The 19,208-nt window shown below is 61.7% G+C and carries 17 protein-coding genes; 7 read left to right on the plus strand and 10 right to left on the minus strand.

Going from position 1 to position 19,208, the window contains the following annotated elements; genetic code table 11:
* Positions 1–30 precede the first annotated feature (30 nt).
* The 8 genes from VGO04_RS19275 to VGO04_RS19310 form a co-directional block, all read right to left on the minus strand.
* A complete protein-coding gene (locus tag VGO04_RS19275) occupies positions 31–1,644 on the minus strand; it encodes a globin-coupled sensor protein (RefSeq protein WP_327497579.1) in 1,614 nt (537 codons plus the stop codon).
* A 692-nt stretch (positions 1,645–2,336) separates the two neighbouring features.
* Positions 2,337–3,719 carry an FGGY-family carbohydrate kinase gene (locus VGO04_RS19280; RefSeq protein ID WP_327497580.1) on the minus strand — a complete coding sequence of 461 codons (1,383 nt, stop codon included), beginning with the start codon at positions 3,717–3,719 and terminating at the stop codon, positions 2,337–2,339.
* A gap of 4 nt (positions 3,720–3,723) precedes the next feature.
* Positions 3,724–4,038 carry an L-rhamnose mutarotase gene (rhaM, locus tag VGO04_RS19285; RefSeq protein ID WP_327497581.1) on the minus strand — a complete coding sequence of 105 codons (315 nt, stop codon included), beginning with the start codon at positions 4,036–4,038 and terminating at the stop codon, positions 3,724–3,726.
* 7 nt (positions 4,039–4,045) lie between these two features.
* Entirely contained in the window at positions 4,046–5,050 is a 1,005-nt protein-coding gene (locus VGO04_RS19290) for an ABC transporter permease (RefSeq protein WP_327497582.1), read from the minus strand.
* Positions 5,050–6,030, minus strand: a complete 981-nt coding sequence (locus tag VGO04_RS19295) for an ABC transporter permease (protein ID WP_327497583.1) — start codon at positions 6,028–6,030, stop codon at positions 5,050–5,052. The genes VGO04_RS19290 and VGO04_RS19295 overlap by 1 nt, the downstream gene beginning before the upstream one ends.
* Positions 6,027–7,523, minus strand: coding sequence for a sugar ABC transporter ATP-binding protein (locus VGO04_RS19300; RefSeq protein ID WP_327497584.1), 1,497 nt, complete (start codon positions 7,521–7,523; stop codon positions 6,027–6,029). Before VGO04_RS19300 ends, VGO04_RS19295 begins: the two co-directional genes overlap by 4 nt.
* A gap of 281 nt (positions 7,524–7,804) precedes the next feature.
* Entirely contained in the window at positions 7,805–8,794 is a 990-nt protein-coding gene (gene rhaS, locus VGO04_RS19305; RefSeq protein WP_327497585.1) for a rhamnose ABC transporter substrate-binding protein, read from the minus strand.
* Positions 8,795–8,912: 118 nt separating this feature from the next.
* A complete protein-coding gene (locus tag VGO04_RS19310; RefSeq protein ID WP_034796966.1) occupies positions 8,913–9,725 on the minus strand; it encodes a DeoR/GlpR family DNA-binding transcription regulator in 813 nt (270 codons plus the stop codon).
* Between the two features lie 202 nt (positions 9,726–9,927).
* Between VGO04_RS19310 and VGO04_RS19315 the strand changes: the two genes are divergently transcribed.
* From VGO04_RS19315 to VGO04_RS19345, 7 genes are all read left to right on the plus strand, one after another.
* Entirely contained in the window at positions 9,928–12,027 is a 2,100-nt protein-coding gene (locus VGO04_RS19315; protein ID WP_327497586.1) for a bifunctional rhamnulose-1-phosphate aldolase/short-chain dehydrogenase, read from the plus strand.
* Positions 12,028–12,041: 14 nt separating this feature from the next.
* Positions 12,042–13,334 carry an L-rhamnose catabolism isomerase gene (rhaI, locus tag VGO04_RS19320; RefSeq protein ID WP_327497587.1) on the plus strand — a complete coding sequence of 431 codons (1,293 nt, stop codon included), beginning with the start codon at positions 12,042–12,044 and terminating at the stop codon, positions 13,332–13,334.
* Between the two features lie 154 nt (positions 13,335–13,488).
* Complete coding sequence (locus tag VGO04_RS19325) at positions 13,489–13,743, plus strand: GlsB/YeaQ/YmgE family stress response membrane protein (RefSeq protein ID WP_025425884.1); 255 nt, start codon at positions 13,489–13,491, stop codon at positions 13,741–13,743.
* A 141-nt stretch (positions 13,744–13,884) separates the two neighbouring features.
* Positions 13,885–14,073: a hypothetical protein gene (locus VGO04_RS19330; protein ID WP_327497588.1), complete on the plus strand. Its 189-nt coding sequence runs from the start codon at positions 13,885–13,887 to the stop codon at positions 14,071–14,073.
* 91 nt (positions 14,074–14,164) lie between these two features.
* The gene (locus VGO04_RS19335; RefSeq protein ID WP_327497589.1) at positions 14,165–14,626 is read left to right on the plus strand and encodes a YbaK/EbsC family protein; all 462 of its coding nucleotides are present in this window, start codon (positions 14,165–14,167) and stop codon (positions 14,624–14,626) included.
* Between the two features lie 102 nt (positions 14,627–14,728).
* A complete protein-coding gene (locus VGO04_RS19340) occupies positions 14,729–15,115 on the plus strand; it encodes a DUF930 domain-containing protein (RefSeq protein ID WP_327497590.1) in 387 nt (128 codons plus the stop codon).
* Positions 15,116–15,608: 493 nt separating this feature from the next.
* The gene (locus tag VGO04_RS19345; protein ID WP_327497591.1) at positions 15,609–16,856 is read left to right on the plus strand and encodes a glycosyltransferase family 2 protein; all 1,248 of its coding nucleotides are present in this window, start codon (positions 15,609–15,611) and stop codon (positions 16,854–16,856) included.
* 88 nt (positions 16,857–16,944) lie between these two features.
* Here VGO04_RS19345 and VGO04_RS19350 read toward each other — a convergent pair whose 3' ends face one another.
* Together VGO04_RS19350 and VGO04_RS19355 are read right to left on the minus strand one after the other, a co-directional pair.
* Positions 16,945–17,166 (minus strand): hypothetical protein, encoded by a 222-nt coding sequence (locus tag VGO04_RS19350; protein ID WP_327497592.1) that lies wholly within the window; start codon positions 17,164–17,166, stop codon positions 16,945–16,947.
* 240 nt (positions 17,167–17,406) lie between these two features.
* Positions 17,407–19,170 (minus strand): flagellin, encoded by a 1,764-nt coding sequence (locus VGO04_RS19355; protein WP_414650571.1) that lies wholly within the window; start codon positions 19,168–19,170, stop codon positions 17,407–17,409.
* Positions 19,171–19,208: the final 38 nt, after the last annotated feature.

Consider the following 19,208-nt stretch of genomic DNA (forward strand, 5'->3'; position numbering starts at 1 on the left):
TCGACTGCTAACTTGGTACTGCCCTTGAATTCAGCGATGCCACCCGGCGAGTTGCCGCTGCGGCCCGTCGTCAAACAAAGACGCGGCCGGCTCATCGGCCACCATGGCTGAAACCGCCCGGCGCTGCTCGCTGCCGGCTGATGCTGCAACCGGATGGCGACGCTCCAGGCGGAACTGGCGGATCGTTTCGCCGAGTTCGACGATGACCGTATGAAGGTCATCCGATGAACGGACGGCCTCGCCGGCCAAGGCGGCACTCGCCTCGACGCCCCGCGAGATCGTGCCGATCTCCGCGGCAACACCCCGGAGGTCGCCGACCTGCTGCTCCGCCTCGCGGGCAATGCCCGACACGGCCGTGTTGATCGCGGTCACCTGCTCGACAATGCTGCTGATGGCATCCTGCGTGCGGCCGACGATCTCGACGCCGGTCTCGACCTGTGCCTTGGTGCCGGTGACCAGCTGCTTGATCTCGCGCGCCGCTTCACCGGAGCGCTGCGCCAGCGCGCGCACTTCCTGGGCGACGACGGCAAAGCCGCGACCGCTGTCGCCGGCGCGTGCCGCCTCGATGCCGGCATTGAGCGCCAGAAGATTGGTCTGGAAGGCGATCTCGTCGATCACGCCGATGATCTGCCCGATCTTTTCGGCGGACGCCTCGATGTCGGCCATGGCGGTGATGGCCTGGCCGGCGATCTCGCCGCTGCGCTCGACGGCGACGCGGGTTTCATTGGTCTTGGTCTCGGTCGCACTGATGCGCCCGGACCCGGTCGCCATGCGTCCAGCCATGTCGGCGAGTGCTGCAAGCTGCCCCGTCAGCGCTTCGGCTTCGGCGCTTGCCTTGTCGGAGAAGGTCGCCGCGCCGCCGCGCATACGACCGACCAGCGTCTCGGCAGCATGGCTGCGCTGACCGGACACCTGCAAGCTCTGCTGGATCTGTTCGAGTGCGGCGTTCATGCTGGCGACGATCGGCTGATAGGCCTCAGCCGCCGCTTCCGGCAGCCGCACGCCGAGATCGCCCCGGCTCAAACCATCGGCAAAGTCGCCAAAGAGCGCCTGGACTTCGTGTTCGTCGGCGCTGCGTTGTTCGGCCAGTTGCCGCTGATGCTGCTGGCGAAGCGCGTTGAAGCGAAGCGAGACGCCGATCTCGGTGTCGACGAAGACGGTGCGCACGAGCGCGGACACAAGGTCGCAGAGTTCGCGGCGACGTGCCTTGCCCATCGGCAGGAACGATTTTGGCCAGGCCTCTTCGATGAGGCCGACGAGAAGATGTTCAAGGACCACCGCATGGCTTGCCATCTGCCAGCGCGGGTCGAGGCCCATGCGGGTCGACGTGTCGGCGAGAACCTTGACGCGCTCGGCGTAAAGGCCATCAAAGCGCGCGTCGGTCAGGACGTTCCAGTGCGACGACTGCAGGTCCTGTAGGCGGTCGATCTGGCGGTCATTGTCGAAATGGCGGGCAGCGTCGGGATAGGTCTGCAGCCGCTGAAACAGGTCGCGAAGCGCTAGATCGATCCGGGGAGAGAGTTTCTGCCGGTGGTCCCGGACGCGGTTGCAGCTCTCGTCGTCGAGCCCGGCAAAGCGCAAGCGCTCCAGCAGGCTGCCTGCCTGGCTCTTCTTTGCCTGTTCTGACGATGCTTCCTGCCTCAACGCTGATCCCCGGGTAATGCGCGTTTTCGAATTTGCCTCGGGAATGTCAGGGGAGCCACGGTCCACCGGACGTGCACGCCACATCGATGAGATCAGCCCCCGCCATGGCGTCTGCCGTCTGTCATCCCGCAAGTAAATTCGGTGAAGAATGGATACCGGACCTGACCGGTACGGCGGGGCGGCATCATGCCTTGAGGAGACTTGTGATTTTTCCCATTCCGACGTGTGGGACCATGTTTATGGTTAATTCCTTGCTTGAAGGTTAACGGTCCCTCGCCTCTAATCGGAATCACTAAAATTCGCAGGGTGTTTTCGCGCGCCTTTTTCGCACCGCAACAAAACTGTAATAAAAGCGCCAGAAACCAACAGGTTCTCACTCACAAGAGTTTAGAATTGTACTTTGACTTGCGCTCGCGTATCGAAGCGAAAGTGAAGTGGGCGCTGCATGCGCGAAGAAACCTTCGCACCACGCAAAGCGACACCATGACGGTGCGCTTACAGGAAACGAACAATGATTGTTCTTGGCATCGGCGCCGCACTCACAGCATTCCTGACAATGATGGCAGTATCGATCGTTCTCAATATCGAGCACAACCGATCGGCAAAACGCAGTTCCGTGTTTTGATCAGGCTCTAGGCCGTCTTTTACTGGCACACCCAGATTTTCCGGTCGGGAGCAACGGCTCTCTACGGCTATTGTTGTTCAATCGCACGCCGCTGGACTGCCTCTCGCCACGATCTGGCATATTCGGCAAGGCTCTCAGGGATGTCGCCCGCGATCGGCTCCACCCCGGTGCTGGGGTTGGAATTCTTAACCAGGCACGCCGCACCGAGGCTCGTCCCCGTGACATTGTGGGGATCGGCAAGAACCGGCCGGCCGGTCGCCGCCGCCAGCATGCGCAGGTAGGTCGCATTCACGGCGAAGGGTCCCTCGACGACGATCTCTCCGCGCGCACCGATGAGGTCGAGACAGGTGGCGGTCATCATCGCCAGGTAAAACGAAACGACCGTGAAACGCTCGCCCGGGGCAAGGGCCTGCGCATCCGTGGCCCAGGTCGCTTTCAAATTGGGAAACGGGCCTGATCCCTCGGGGACCGAAGGCAGCAGCATGTGCCCGGCGCTCGCAACGGCGTCTTCCGTCTCAGGCGAGGCTGGAACCACTTCCTCCCCCAACAGAAGCTGAAACGCCCGTCCACCCATGAAACGGGCAGAAGGCACAGGCTCCCCGAGCGCATTGACGTTGATGAGTGTATCGCGGCGCTCATCAAGTGTCTTCGGCTCGGCGCCGACCGCCAGCATGACGACCCAGGTCCCGGTTGAAACCACCGAGAACGGCGAGGCACGCGTCAGAAGATGCGGCAGCAGCGAGGCGTTGGAATCGTGAATGCCGCAGTAAACCGGCGTGCCCCGGGCGACGCCGGTTTCGGCACAAAGTTCCGGCAGCAGAACACCGGCGACGTCACCGGCCTTCACCACAGGCGCAAACAGCGGACGCCAGCCCTGGCGTTCGACCAGCGACGAATAGGTACCGGCTCTCGGGTTCCAGAGGTCCGTGTGACAGCCGAGCGAGGTGAGTTCGTTGCAGCGCACGCCGGTCAGGCGATAGGTCCAGTACTGCGCATAGGTAAGGATCGAGGCGACCCGCGCAAAATCATCCGGAAATGTTCTTTGCTGCCAGTAGAGTTGCGCGCCGACATTGAGGCCCATCGGCAGGCGCGCCGAACCCGTCTCTGAAAATGGCGGCCTTGCCGCATCATAGTCGGCGGCCAGGGTGTCCGGACCGGCGAATTCGTAGTCCAGCACCGGCAGCGCCAGGCTTCCCTCCGCGTCGAGCACGACCGCGGTCGCGCCATGGGTGGTGATCGAGATCGCCTCGAAGGCGTGCTCGGCGTTGAGGGCCGCGAGACTTTCGAGCACGAAGCGCCAGAGATGCTCGACATCGAAATGCGGATAGGGACCGTCGCTCAGCACCGTGTTTGCGGCCTTGCGAACGGCGATCTCCTCAAAACGATCGAGATCAACTGCCGCGACCTTGGCATTGGTCTTGCCGATATCGATGACGCCAACGACCCGCATGCGTTCAATCCATCTGGAACACGGTCTTGAGCGGCACCGCCACCGGCTCATTGTCGGCGCGGGTCTCCATGATATCGGCCATGTAGGCCCACCATTTCTGCATGACCGGATGCGCCGGCAGATCGGCCATGCGGTGATCGTCCGTCCGCCAGAGTACGCCGAACAGCAGCCCCGTCTCCTCATCAAGATGGATGGAGTAATCGGAGACGCCGGCCTCCTTCAAAAGCGCTGCCAGCTCCGGCCAGATCGCGTCGTGGCGCGCCTTGTATTCGGCGGCCATTCCGGGATTCAGCCGCATGCGGAAGGCGTATTTTTCCATGAAAGCCTCAATGCGCAAGACGACGACGAGCCCGCCGCCAGAGGATGGGAAGCGCGATCACCGAAATCAGCAAGAGACCGATGAAGATAGACATGACGATGCCAGGCACGTTGAGCAGGCCGAAGCCGAAAGTGACCATGCCCATGATCAGCGCCGCGAGCACGACGCCTGGGATGGTGCCGGAGCCACCGAGAATGTTGACGCCGCCGAGCACCACCATCGTCACCACCTCAAGCTCCCAACCGAGTGCGATCGTCGGACGGGTCGAGCCGAGGCGCGAGGTCAGGCAGATCGAGGCAAGCCCCGCCATCAGTCCTGTCAGGAGGAACAGGATGAACTTGATACGCCCAACCCGGATGCCGGAAAACAGCGCCGCCGTCTGGTTGTTGCCGATGGCATAGACCGCCCGACCGAAATTGGTCTTGTGCAGGACGACGCCATAGACGACGGCGAGCACGACGAAGAGCGTGAACTCGAAGGAGAACACCCACCACACATACCCCTGCCCGAACCAGGAGAAGCTGTCGGGATAGCTGGTAAAGGCCTGGTCGCCGAGGACGATGAAGGAAAGCCCGCGGAAGAGGCTCATCGTGCCGATCGTCACGACGATCGAGGGCAGCCCCAGGCCGGTGATGAGGAGGCCGTTGATCGCGCCGCAGACGAGGCCGACCGAAAGGCCGATCGCAACCAGTGCCGGCGTGTCGAAGCCGAGCTGGACGGCATAGCCCATGGCCGTAGAGGCAAGCGCAATGATCGAGGCGACCGAAAGGTCGATCTCACCGGAGATGATGACGAGCGCCATGGCAAAGGCGATCAACGCCTTTTCGGTGAAGTTGAACGTGGCGTCGGAGAGGTTCCACGGATCGAGGAAATAGGGTGACGCCAGGGAATTACCGAGAAAGATGAGACAAGCGACGACAAGGAGCAGGCTTTCCCAGCTCTTCAACAGCCGCGCGCCGCGGCCCTCCAGACGATCGGGAATGTGGCGAGGGGAAAGGTGGGTTTCGGCCATCAGACAGCCTCCGCTTTTCTGAGGATGACGCGGCCCTTGCGGCGTTCGGCACGGGCGTTGACGGCGACGGCGACAATGATGACGAGGCCCGAGATCGCCATCTGGGCAAAGGGTGAGATGTTGATGACCGGCAGCGCGTTCTTGATAACGCCGAGGAACAGCGCGCCGAGCACGGCACCTGCCACCGTGCCGATGCCACCGGCGATCGAGATGCCGCCAATGACACAGGCCGCGATGATATCGAGCTCGAAACCAAGGGCGATGTCGACATAGGCGACAGCATAGCGCGACACCCAGAGATAACCGGACAGCCCCGCAAGCGCGCCCGAAAGGCAATAGGCAAAGAAGCGGGTGCGGCCAACATCGATGCCGGTATAGACGGCCGCATGCGGATTGCCGCCGACCGCAAAGAAGGCGCGGCCGAGCGCCGTGCGGCTCATCAGCAGAAAGACCAGCCCGATCATGACCACCGAGAGCCAGGACAGAACCGGGAAGCCGAAGAGCGCGTCACGCGGCAAGGCCTTGAAGGCGTCGCTCATCTGGTGGGCGTTGATCCACTTGCCGTCGCTTATGAGGAAGATCAGGCCGCGGTAGATCGTCAACGTACCAAGTGTGACGACGATCGGCGGGATATCGAGCTTCCAGACGAGCGCGCCGTTGACCATGCCGAGCAGCGTGCCGAGCGCCATGACCGCAAGGATGATCAGCGGGATCGGGAGGCCCGGATAGGCGGCGTTCAGCATCGCCGCCACCATGCCGCAAAGCGCAAGGTTTGCCGCCATGGAAAGATCGATGCAGCGGGTCAGGATCACCGCCATCTGGCCGAGCGCCAGGATGATGAGGATCGACGTGTCGTTATAGACACGCGCCAGGTTCGACGGTGCGACGAAAGGCGGGAAGCGCCACGTGATGAGTGCGAGCAGCACGGCAATCGCCCCGACCAACAACAGTTCCCGGTTCTTGAGGATGTTTGCCATCACGCGGCCTCCTGGATGCCCGCAGCGGCACGCACCAGCTTTTCCGCCGTCAGTTCGGCGCGCTCGAAACGCCCGGCGATCCGCCCCTCGCGCATGACGATGACCCGATCGGACATGCCCATGATTTCTGGAATTTCCGAGGACACCATGATGACGCTGAGGCCTTCGGCCGCAAGCTCGCTCATGAAGGCGTGCACAGCCGCCTTGGAACCGATGTCGATGCCCTTGGTCGGCTCGTCGAGGATGATCACCTTGGGCCTCGTCGCCAGCCACTTGGCGATGACGACCTTCTGCTGGTTGCCGCCAGAGAGCGTACCGACGTCCTGGTCGAGCGAGGCGGCGCGCAGGTCGAGGCGCGACGTATATTCGCGAGCAAGCGCAAACTCGTTAGCAAGCTTCAGGAAGCCCGCGCGCGAGGTCCGCGCCAGCGACGGCAGCGTAACGTTCTGGAAGATCGGCAGACCGATGATCGCGCCCTGGCGACCGCGCTCTTCGGGCACGTAGACGATGCCGGCCCCAATCGCCTCGGCCGGGCTGCGGATTACCAGCACCTGGCCGTCGAGGCGGACAGCTCCGGCGGACGGCCGGGTAACACCGATCAGCGACTGCATGAACTCCGAACGGCCCGCGCCCACGAGGCCGTAAAAGCCGAGGATCTCGCCGCGGCGAAGCTCGAAATTGATGTCCTCGAACTCGGTCGGGTGGCGGTAACCCGAGACGGTGAGCACCGGCTCACCGATCGCCACCTCCTTCTTCGGATAGACAGAACCGACGGCGCGGCCGACCATGAGGCGCACCAGTTCATCCTGGCTGACGTCGGCGATCAACCCCTCGTCGACCATGGTACCGTCGCGAAAGACCGTGTAGCGGTCGGCGATCCGGAAGATCTCGTCGAACTTGTGGCTGATGAACAGGATCGCCTTGCCGTCGGCCTTCAGACGTTCGACGAGAGCATAGAGCTCGTGAATTTCCTTGTGCGACAGCGCCGCCGTCGGCTCATCCATGATGACCACCTGGGCATCGACGGAGAGCGCGCGGGCGATCGCGACGAGGTGTTTCTTGGCGATGCCGAGGTCACGCAGGCGGATCGTCGGATCGAGATCGGCGCCCGCGCGTGCCAGCAATGCGCGCGCATCCGCGTTCAATTTCTTCCAGTCGATCAGCCCGAAACGGTTGCGCGGCGCGTGGCCAAGGAAGATGTTCTCGGCGACCGAGAGTTCGTCGAAGAGCACGGTCTCCTGGTGGATCGCAGTCACGCCAGCGTGCGCCGCTGCAAGTGCTGTCGGAAAATGGACCTCCTGATCGGCCACGCGGATCGTGCCACCGTCCGGCTGGTAGATGCCCGTCAGGATCTTGACGAGAGTCGACTTGCCCGCGCCGTTCTCGCCGATCAGCGCCGTGACCGATCCCGGATAGAGCGACAGCGAAACGTCGGAGAGCGCCTTCACGCCGGGAAAGGATTTCGAAATCCCCTCAAGCGCAATGGCGGGCTTCATCCGCGATGTGAGCGTATCCTGGAGCAAGAGACTGTCCACCAGTTCAGTGTTTCGATAACGCAAAGGCGCTGGCCGTCCATGCCTCACGGCTCGGCAGTTTGGGCTGCCCCTCACCCTAACCCACTCCCCGCATGCAGGGAGAGGGAACGAGGACGCTGCGCTCCTGCCTCCCTTGTCGCGAAGGAGGAGCATCGGTTGCCGCTCGTCCCTTCTCCCCGCGAGCGGGGAGAAGGTGCCGGCAGGCGGATGAGGAGCCGAACCCTTCGGATCACTTCGCCCGATCAGAAGATCTTGGCGAATTCCTCTACGTTCTTGGCATCGTAGACGAACGGGTCGGCCATCGCGCCTTCGTTGTTGTCGTCGAGCTTGACTGCGCCCATGCGGCCCATCTTCAGTTCAGCACCCGGCTTGGCTTCGGCACCGTTGATCAGGTCGTTGGCGATCATCGTTGCGGAATAACCGAGGTCGATCGGGTTCCAGATGGCAAAGGACTTGGAGGCGCCAGACTTCACGTGACCTGCCATCTCCGAGGGCAGACCAAGTCCCGTCACATTGATCTGGCCGATCTTGCCGGCGTCCGTGACGGCCTGAGCGGCGGCAACGATGCCGACCGAGGTCGGCGCGATGATCGCCTTCAGGTTCGGGTAGGACTGAATGAGGCCTTGTGTTTCGCGATAGGACTTGTCGGCCAGGTCATCGCCATAGACGGTCGCCACGACGTTGATGCCCTTGTAGTTGCCCTGAACCTTCTTCATCTCGGCGATCCAGGTGTTCTGGTTGGTCGCGGTCGCCGAAGCCGAAAGCACGGCGACGTCGCCGCCCTCAGGCAGGTTGTCGGCGGCGAGCTTGATGATCATGTTGCCGATCAGCGGGTTCGACGACGGATTGAGATGCATCATCCGGCCGTCCTTGGCGACGCCCGAGTCCCAGGAGATGACCTTGATGCCGCGGTCCATCGCCTTTTTCAGCGCCGGAACCAGGGCGTCGGTGTCGTTGGCCGAAACCGCGATCGCGTCAACCTTCTGGGCGATCAGCGAGTTGATCACTTCGATCTGGCCTTCGGCGGTCGTCGAGGTCGGGCCGGTGTAGATCACCTCGACATTGCCCAGTTCCTTGGCTGCTTCCTGGGCGCCCTTGTTGGCGGCCTCGAAGAAGCCGATGCCGAGCGCCTTGACGACGAGCGCGATCTTCTTGTTTTCCGCATGCGCAGCATTGGCCATCAGCGCCAGCGAAACGGCGGCCGTGACCATCAGTGACTTCAGGATCTTCATGCTCATTTCCTCCCTTTGACCGGCGCGTGATCAGAACGCATCCAGTGCTGCCTTCCTCCAATAACAACGACCCGACTCCCTTGACCGTGATCGCCGCCTTCCCCTCTCCTCGCTCGCCTCAGGCGGACGAAGACATATTCTCCGCATCCGTGCCGGCTCTCGAACTGGCCACGACCAGCCGCACGCCGGCATTTTCGAGCATCGCGGCATGTCGGTCCTCGATGCCCGAATCCGTGATCACGGTCGCGATCCGCTTCAGCCCACACAGGATCAGGCTCGACCGCTTGTGAAATTTCGACGAGTCGACCAGCACCACCAGTTCATCGGCCTGGTCGATGAGTTTCTGTTCGGCCTGGATCAAAAGCGGATCGGCCTCCATCAGCCCGAGGGGGCCTAGGCCTTGTGCCCCCATGAACATCCGGCGCGCATAAAAATTGCGCGTCACGTCATTGTCGAAGGGACTGAGGATAATGTTCTGCTCACGGTAGATCGTGCCGCCCGACAGCATCACCGTGTTCTTCGAGTGCTTCAAAAGATGTTCGGCGATCGGGAACGAGTTGGTGAACACTTGCATCCGACGATTGCTGAGGAAATGCACCATCTGGAACGTGGTGGTGCCGCCATTGATGATGATCGGCTCGCCATCCTCGCAAAGCGCCACCGCCTCCTTGGCGATCGCCTGCTTCTCGCGGGCGTGAAGCCCCTCATTGACCTTGAACGGGCGGCCGGCGAGGCCAACGAATTGCGGCGGGTTGATCGCCTCGGCGCCGCCGCGCACCCGGCGCAGCTTCTTTTGCACGTGAAGGGCCGCGATATCGCGCCGGATCGTCGCCTCGGAACTGTCGGTCAGATCGACCAGTTCCTGGACGGTGACGACGGGCTTTTCCTGAACCGCCGACTGAATGATCCGGTGTCTTTCTTTCTCGTGCATGCGTTCCTCCGATGCCACCAATGCTTCCATCACGACCGACCATTGTCAATCACAATCAATCATATTTTTTCATTGTGCAGCGCAATATGCGCGATCTTGATCGTTTTTGATTGACAATAACGCTCAAGCGATGTGATCTGATGCCAACCATATCTCTGCGCGGCCGCCAAGCCGTGCGGCATCAGACCGGGAGGAATTCGAGATGTTGGACAAGCAGCAGGGCGCACGACTTGCAAACCTTTGGGACGAGGCGAAGGCTGCCGGCATGAGCGAATCCGAGCGGCTGCTGTATCGCTCGAACCTGCTCGGTTCCGACAAGCGCATCACCAATTACGGCGGCGGCAACACCTCCGCCAAGGTGATGGAGAAGGACCCGCTCGGCGGCGGTTCGGTCGAGGTTCTCTGGGTCAAGGGTTCCGGCGGCGACGTCGGCACGATCAAGCTTGACGGCTTTGCGACCCTTTACATGGACAAGCTCAACGCGCTGAAGACAATCTATCGCGGCGTCGCATACGAAGACGAGATGGTCGGCTACCTGCCGCACTGCACTTTCAACCTCAACCCGCGCGCCGCCTCGATCGACACGCCGCTGCATGCCTATGTGCCCAAGAAGCACGTCGACCACATGCACCCCGACGCGATCATCGCGATTGCCGCCGCCAAGAACAGCCGCGAGCTGACGGCGAAGATCTTCGGCGACGATATCGGCTGGCTGCCCTGGAAGCGTCCGGGCTACGAGCTCGGCCTGTGGCTCGAAAAATTCTGCCTGGAAAACCCTGCCGCTCGCGGTGTCGTGCTCGAAAGCCACGGTCTCTTCACCTGGGGTGACACCGCAAAAGAAGCCTATGAGACGACGGTCGAGATCATCAACAAGGCGATCGCCTGGTTTGAGGCCGAGAACACCGGGCCGGCCTTCGGTGGCGCCGTGAAGCCGGTGCTCGACGCGGCTGCCCGAGCCGATATCGCCCGCAAGCTGATGCCCGTCATCCGCGGCCTGATCAGCGCCGACGAGAAGAAGATCGGCCATTTCGACGACAGCCAGGCGGTGCTCGACTTCGTCACCTCGAAGGACCTGAAGCCGCTGGCGGCACTCGGCACCAGTTGCCCGGACCATTTCCTGCGCACCAAGATCCGGCCGCTGGTGATCAATTTCGATCCGGCAAATCCCGACGTCGCCAAGACGCTTGCCGCCCTTCCCGAGGCAATCGCTGCCTATCGTGCCGACTATGCGGCCTATTACGAGCGCTGCAAGCACGCCGACAGCCCAGCCATGCGCGACCCGAATGCGGTCGTCTATCTGGTGCCCGGCGTCGGCATGATCACCTTCGCCAAGGACAAGGCGACCGCCCGCATCTCCGGCGAATTCTACGTCAACGCCATCAACGTCATGCGCGGTGCATCCGGTGTGTCGACCTATGTCGGCCTGCCAGAGCAGGAAGCCTTTGACATCGAATACTGGCTGCTGGAGGAAGCGAAACTCCAGCGCATGCCGAAGGCAAAGAGCCTTGCCGGTCGCATCGCGCTCGTCACAGGCGGCGCCGGTGGCATCGGCAAGGCGACGGCCAACCGGCTGATGCAGGAAGGCGCCTGCGTGGTTCTCGCAGATATCGACGAGAGCGCACTTGCTGCCGCAGTGGCTGAGCTTTCGGCGCGTTACGGCAAGGATGTCGTGCGCTCGGTCAGCATGAATGTCACGAGCGAAGCAGCGGTCGAAGGCGGCTTCGCCGACACGCTGCTCGCCTTCGGCGGTCTCGACATTCTCGTCTCGAATGCCGGCCTTGCCTCGTCCGCCGTGATCGAAGACACGACGCTTTCGCTCTGGAACAAGAACATCGAGATCCTGACGACCGGTTACTTCCTCGTCTCACGCGAAGCTTTCCGCATCTTCCGCCAGCAGAAGGCCGGCGGCAATGTCGTCTTCGTTGCTTCGAAAAACGGCCTTGCCGCTTCCCCCGGCGCGTCCGCCTATTGCACGGCCAAGGCCGCCGAGATCCATCTCGCCCGTTGCCTGGCGCTCGAAGGAGCCGCGGCTCAGATCCGCGTCAATGTCGTCAACCCGGATGCGGTGCTGCGCGGTTCGAAGATCTGGACCGGCGAGTGGAAGGAGCAGCGCGCCGCCGCCTACAAGATGGATGTGGACGATCTCGAGGCGCATTATCGCGAACGCTCGATGCTGAAGCTCAGCGTCTTCCCGGAGGATATCGCCGAGGCGATCTACTTCCTGTCGTCAGACATGTCGGCGAAATCGACCGGCAACATCATCAATGTCGACGCGGGCAACGCCCAGTCGTTCACGCGCTGATCAAGGAGCGGACCATGACGACGATGATCAGCCAGGCAACGATCGACGCCGAGAACGAAAGCCGCCTCACCGCCCTTCGCCGCGACTACGAAAGCCTCGGCGAGCGGCTCGACCGACGTGGCGTCGCGATCGACGAAATCAAGAACAAGGTTGCCGCCTATGGCGTTGCCGTTCCTTCCTGGGGTGTCGGCACCGGCGGCACCCGTTTTGCCCGGTTCCCGGGCAAGGGCGAGCCGCGCAACATCTTCGACAAACTCGAGGACTGCGCCGTCATCCAGCAGTTGACGCGAGCGACGCCAACCGTCTCGCTGCATATTCCCTGGGACAAGGTCAGCGACAATTCCGAACTCAAGCACAAGGGCACGTCTCTCGGCCTCGGCTTCGATGCGATGAACTCCAACACCTTCTCCGACGCACCCGGCCAGGCGCATTCCTACAAGTTCGGCTCGCTGTCGCACACCGATGCCGCCACCCGCGCCCAAGCGGTGGAGCACAATCTCGAATGCATCGAGATTGGCCGGCAGCTTGGCTCCAAGGCGCTGACGGTCTGGATCGGCGATGGCTCCAACTTCCCCGGCCAGAGCAATTTCACCCGCGCTTTCGAACGTTATCTCGACGCGATGAAATCGGTCTATGCGGCCCTGCCGGATGACTGGCGGGTCTTTACCGAACACAAGATGTTCGAGCCGGCCTTCTATTCGACCGTCGTGCAGGACTGGGGCAGCAACTACCTGATTGCGAAGGAGCTTGGCCCCAAGGCCTTCTGCCTGGTCGATCTCGGCCACCATGCGCCGAACGTCAACATCGAGATGATCGTTGCCCGCCTCATCCAGTTCGGCAAGCTCGGCGGCTTCCACTTTAACGATTCAAAGTATGGCGACGATGACCTCGACACGGGCTCGGTTGATCCCTACCGCCTGTTCCTGGTCTTCAACGAACTGGTGGATGCGGAAAGCCGCGGCGCCAGGGATTTCAAGCCGGCACACATGCTCGACCAGAGCCACAATGTCACGGATCCGATCGAGAGCCTGATGACCAGCGCGATGGAGGTCTGCCGGGCCTATGCCCAGGGGCTGATTGTCGACCGCAAAGCGCTTCAAGGCTACCAGGACGACAATGACGCGCTGATGGCGACTGAAACGCTGAAGGCCGCCTTCCGCACGGATGTCGAACCCATTCTCGCCATGGCGCGGCTTGAGAGCGGCGGCGCCGTGGCGCCGGTCTCGGCCTATCGTGCAAGCGGCTATCGCGCGAAGGTGGCTAAGGAGCGACCCGCCGTCGCTGGCGGTGGAGGCGGCATCGTCTGACCCGGTAAAGCAACGCAGCGCCCGCATTTTCGGATGAGGCGCTGCCACCTGCGCTCTGCCATGCAAAAAATCGTCGCGCGATGAAATTGCCCCCTATCTGATTTCGATTCCTGATCTATCTTTCCTTGCAGATACAGCGGAAAGGGAACCGTTCATGGGCATTGAAAGCATTCTCGTCTTCCTGATCGTCGGCGCGATCGCCGGCTGGCTCGCCGGCCTTATCGTCAAGGGGTTCGGCTTCGGCCTCATCGGCAACATGGTGGTCGGCATCATCGGCGCCTTCATCGCCGGTTTCCTCTTCCCGGCAATCGGTATCAGCCTTGGTAGCGGCGTTCTCTCGGCGATCCTGCACGCGACGATCGGTGCCGTCATCCTCCTGGTGCTGATCCGTATCGTCAAACAGGCCTGATCCCCAGCAATCGGCGCCGGCTCACCCGCACATCCAAACCGCGTCCGGCGTCGTTTCAACTGGACGCGCGAGGGGTGCCGTAGCACTGTGCTGTGACGGGACCAACAAACCCGAAATGGCTCACCGGCCGACGGAGGCAGCATGAAAGTGCTCTATACCGACAAGATCGAAACGGCGCTCAAGTCGTTCATCGCAGATCACCCAGGCGTCGAGACCCGGGACCAGGCGATCCTCGCAATCCTGGACAACTGGTTTACCAGCCATGGCTACCTTCCGCCGCAACAGGAAGGCAGGCGTCCCGAAGACCTTGACGCCTCGAATGACGATTGAGAGATTTGCGCACCCGACGCCGGAGAACCGTGTTGTTCTTCGTGCCACGACGCCGATCGCAACAGCACTTCAATAGCGTGACCCTTTCGCCATGAGCCTTACCTCCGTCAAAGACTTCTTCTCGCAGCACGCCCCCGACATCGACGTCATCGAGCTTCAGCAAAGCACGGCAACGGTTGCGCTTGCAGCCGAGGGCCATGGCGTCGAGCCGGCGCAGATCGCCAAGACGCTGGCGCTCCGGGTCGGCGACGACGTGATCCTGATCGTCACGCGCGGCGACGCCCGCCTCGATAACAAGAAATACAAGGCGCGCTTCGGTACCAAGGCGCGCATGCTGGGCTTCGATGAGGTGGAGGCCGAAACCGGGCATCCGGTCGGCGGCGTCTGCCCCTTCGGGCTCGCCAAGCCGCACAGCGTCTATTGCGACAGGTCGCTGGAGGCCTATGACATCGTCGTGCCGGCAGCGGGCGCTACCAACGCAGCGGTGCATATCAGCCCGGCCCGGATCGTCGAATTGACCGGTGCTGAATGGATCGACGTTTCAGAAACGTGATTGCCCCGCCTTGGAATGGCCACAAAGCTTAACTGAGTACGAACACCTGTCCCGGCGGTGATTTGCCGGTCCCCCCTTTTCACGGCCAGGAGTTCGTCGAGCATGAAGACTATCGCGTATCCGCTGATCTTCGCCGCCTCATTTTCACCGGCTCTAGCAATGGATCAGTCCCTGGTGCGACAGTTCGAAAAACTCGATCCGCAAACCCGGCTCGAACAGCGCTGCGACACCGAGGCGATGGAGCGCATCAATGCCGACAAGTCGACCTTCAAGCCCGACAAGGTCATCGCCTACACCTTCGCCGAACCTGTTGTGACGGACGACAAGATGAAGGCGTCGGGTGCCGTGTTTCGCAGCAAGGGCGAGTGGTACAAGCTGAAGTTCAAGTGCCGCACGGACGCGGAGCACCTGGATATCCTGTCTTTTGAATACAAGATCGGCGAGCTTGTGCCGCACGAGAATTGGGATGAGTTCTATCTCTATCCCTGACCGCCGATGACGGGCAGGCACAAAAAGCTCGCCCGCTTAAAGAACAGCCATCAGGAACAGCAGCGAGCCGAGCGAAAGCGCGGCCATGATGCTCATCAGCAGCCTCATCATATGCTCTGCCATGTGGTGCATCCTTACTCGGCTCCCTCGCAAGAATGTGGGCATTTCGCGGCTCCGGCGCAGCGGCGCATTCGAACGGCAAGAAACGCTGCGGCTATCACCATCCAGCCTGCGCCAACATGGTTAACAAAACGCTAACAACGCTTTCCGGAGCGACCGGGCCGTCATGAGCCAGCGGGGGCAGACCAGTGCCGCCACTATCCAAGACAAGGCTCACACAAGATCGAAACGGAATAACGGACCCACTGGGATGGCTTCCCCAAGCGCGGTCCCGTTACGCCCTTTTCACAGACCTTATGGTCGGACGATGCAGGCGAGACGGCCGATCCGCCGCACGGCAAGCCGCCCGTGACGACTGACCATGGAGAGACGCGTGAGCCAGGTGAAGCTGAGCATTTGCATTCCAACTTACAACCGCGCGGCCTTTCTCGAGAAGGCACTCGACTACTTCGTCAACCTTTACCAGTTCGCCTACAAATACGAGATCGTCATCTCCGACAATGCGTCCACCGATGACACAGGCGAAGTCGTCGCGCGCTTCATCGCCAAGGGGCTTCCGATCCGTTATCTGCGGCAGGCGGAGAACTACGGCTCCGGCGCCAACGCTGTCAGCGCATTCAGCCGCGCGACGGGCGAATATGTACTTTACCTCGCCGACGACGACATCCTCATCAACGACGGCATGCGCGAGGCAATCCGTTACCTCGATCTCAATCCGGAAGTCACCGCATGCTATGCCCCCTGGTATACGCATGACGAGGTCGAGGAGCGTGACGACCCGCCGTTCTACTCCGTGGACCGCGATACGCGCTTCAAGAAAAGGGAGTTCGAGAGCGTCTTCGATTTTCTGGTCGAGCGTCACGTGTTCCCGGAGATTGGCATTTACCGGACTTCGGCACTACGCTCGGCCTGGGTGCCCCGGAACTTCGCCTATTGGGCCTTCGCCTATCTCGCTCACTTCCTGGACCAGGGGGCCGTCGCCTTCTTGTCGAAGCCATTCTATCGACAGGTCACGCGCTCCAAGATTGCCCGAGACCGGCCGCAGGCCGGCCACGCGGACGTGCTGACCGCCTGGGACAGCTATCGCGGCGGCCTTGAATACTTCCTCTATACCGGTGCCAAGCGTGGCGCGGTGCGGATCACGCCGGATCGGCGAGCCTATCTCGACGCCCAGGTGAAGGACTTCACCATGGTGCGCATGACCGTGGCCCTGCGGATGTGGATATACAAGAAGGATTACATCCGCGCCTACGAACTCTATACCCGGCTGATGCTCGCCGGCTTCGAGCATCATCCCGACGTGCAGCGAGCAAAGGCCGTGCTGCCGCTCATGGTCGCGCTCCAGACCGTCATGTGGCACACCAATGCGGTGGCGGAGATCGATCGCCTGGTGCTCCACGGCGTGGACGATCGCAGTGCGATCGAGGAGTTGCTTCGGGACCTGGGCCTGCGTCGGGAAATCGCCGTCGTGCCCGATACGACGCAGCTGACACCGGAGGAGATCGCCCGCACCGCGGTGTTCGTCACCGCTGACAGCGACCGAAAACACTATCTTCGCAAGGGTCACCTGCCAAATCTCGTGGTCAGCGAAGGCGATATCCTCAGTCACGTCCTGCTTTGAAAATGAAAGGGCGCCGCTGGCGCCCTCGTCTGTTTCGACGTTGTCGCCCCGGGAAGCGAGCGACGAACAAGCTTGTCCCGTGGCGCAGCTATTTGCGCATGATGCCCTTATAGTAAGCACCGTTGCGCGGCGGCGGACGGTTTACGACCTTGGCCTTGGGATTGTATTTCTCGCTTTTGTGGCCTTCGTTGATGGGCGTCGTCGAAACACCCTTATAGTAGCTGCCACCGGCAAACGCCGGAGCAACACCACCCGCGGCGACCGTCGCCGCCACGAAGGCCGCCAGAGACAGTTTCACAAAACTACGCATTTCCGATCCTCGTTGACCCTGCCACGCCCCGTTTTCCCCGGCGCCGTAGCTTCGATTGCGCGGCGACACGCTGCGCCGCTCAGGTCCTCCCGGGCGCCAGAATAGGCAGAAGCTGCGACACGCCTGTAACGCAGGTGACAGCGACGAAACCGGGCGTCCGCTAGCGCGAGAATCAGAGAGCGGAAGTGCGTGAGATAGACGACGGGGCGCCGTTGGCGCGGCCCGTCATCGCGGACCCGATCAGCGGAAAAGCTGCAGGATGCTCTGAGCGTCGGTGTTGGCGATCTGCAACGCCTGCACACCGAGCTGCTGCTGGGTCTGCAGGGCCTTGAGCCGCGTCGAGGTCTCGTTCATGTCGGCATCCACCAGGCGGCCGACACCCTTGTCGATCGTCGCCATCAACGTCTGAGCAAAGGTCGTTTGCATGTCGATGCGCGCAAGCAACGACCCGAGCGCCGCCGCCCCATCAATGGTCCGTTGCAGGACCACTTCAATGTATTGAAGGTAGGAACCGACCGACTGCGGGTTGGCCGCAACATCGATGTCGAGAAAGTTTCTTCGCGCGATCGGCTCGATGTTGACGGCGATGTTGCTGAATCCGACAAAGGTCCCGGCGCCCGACTTTCGATCGACGGCTGGATCCGATTTGATCTCAATGCCGCCCGCGCCGTTGTTCTGAATGATAGTGTTGGGACGGGTGATGAGCGATTGAAGCACGGTCACCATCTCGTCGGTCGTCTCGATCTTGCCGGTGTCCTTGCCAAGAAGTGCGTTGACCTGATTTCTGTCGAACGAATGTGTGCTCTGGGCTTCGCCGTTCACCGAGAAATTGAACGAAATGACGACGTCCTTGTAAACCTCGAAAGGCTCGAACGCCAACGTCATCTCCGATCCGCGCGACCCGAAGCTCGCGTTGGGTGAAAGCCCTCCAGCACCCCCTGTTGTGGTATTGACCACCAGGTTGGCAACTTCGACGTAGGAGCCGTCGAGTCCTGAATTTTGCTGCGTCTTGAAGCCAATTTGATTGATGATAGGGGCATGGGGCGGGTTGGGGTGATTGTAAGTCAGGACCGACGCGCCCGCGCCGGCGGCCGTCGCGGCGTGCGCGAGGACCGCCGCATATTGGCTGTAGTTCGATATGACCCCGTTGGCCCCGACGCCCAGCACCGCATCCACGGTTGCCCGGTCGACAGTGACCGGCGTCGTCTTTCCAGGATGCAGCGGCAGCGACAAGCCCTGGGTGCTGCTGTCCTTGTCCACGATGACGTCGAAGGTGATCTTGTCGCCGGGGCTCGTAAAGCTGATTGGGCCGCTGAATGTAAAGGTGAACTCGCCAGCCGTGCCCGCCCTGTTGTTGTAGTTGCTGTTGATCGTATATCCGTCGACGTCGACCGAAGTGACGAAACGAATGCCTCCGACGGTCCTCATGTCGCGCGTGTCGGCCTGGAGGATGCCGCCGCCTGAGCTGTTGAACAGGGAGGAGTCGCGCAGGAAGAAATCCGCGGTGTTGAGCGAAATGCCGTTTCTCGAATCGCGTGAAAACGATGACGCAACCGAGGTTCGGTTGAGGTCGCTGTCATAAATATCGGAAACATCGGTTTTCAGCCAGTTCTGCCCACTGAAGCTCGACGAATTGACGATGCTCAACACCTGCTGCTTGAGCTGATCGAGTTCCTTTTGAAGCTTGCCCTTGTCGACGCCTGGCTCGCTTGCAGCCACCAGTTTCGCCTTGAATTCGCTGAGAATGCCAGTGACGGCGTCCATAGCCGCATAGGCGGTTTCCACTTTGGCGGCGCCCAGGCCAAGCGCATCCTGCACCGCAGACACGGCCTTGCTGTCGGAGCGCATCGTCGTCGAGATCGACCAGTAGGCCGCGTTATCGGCAGCGGTCTGAATGCGAAGTCCGGAGCTGACCTGGTTCTGCGCTACCGTGAGCCCGGAACTGATATTACGCAGAGTCTGGAGCGCAGAAATTGCTCCAGCGTTCGTGTGAATGCTGACCATATTAGTGACATCTTAAAATTGAAAAATGCCCATCATGG

Source organism: Ensifer sp., from assembly GCF_035999185.1.
Classification (GTDB): Bacteria; Pseudomonadota; Alphaproteobacteria; order Rhizobiales; family Rhizobiaceae; genus Ensifer.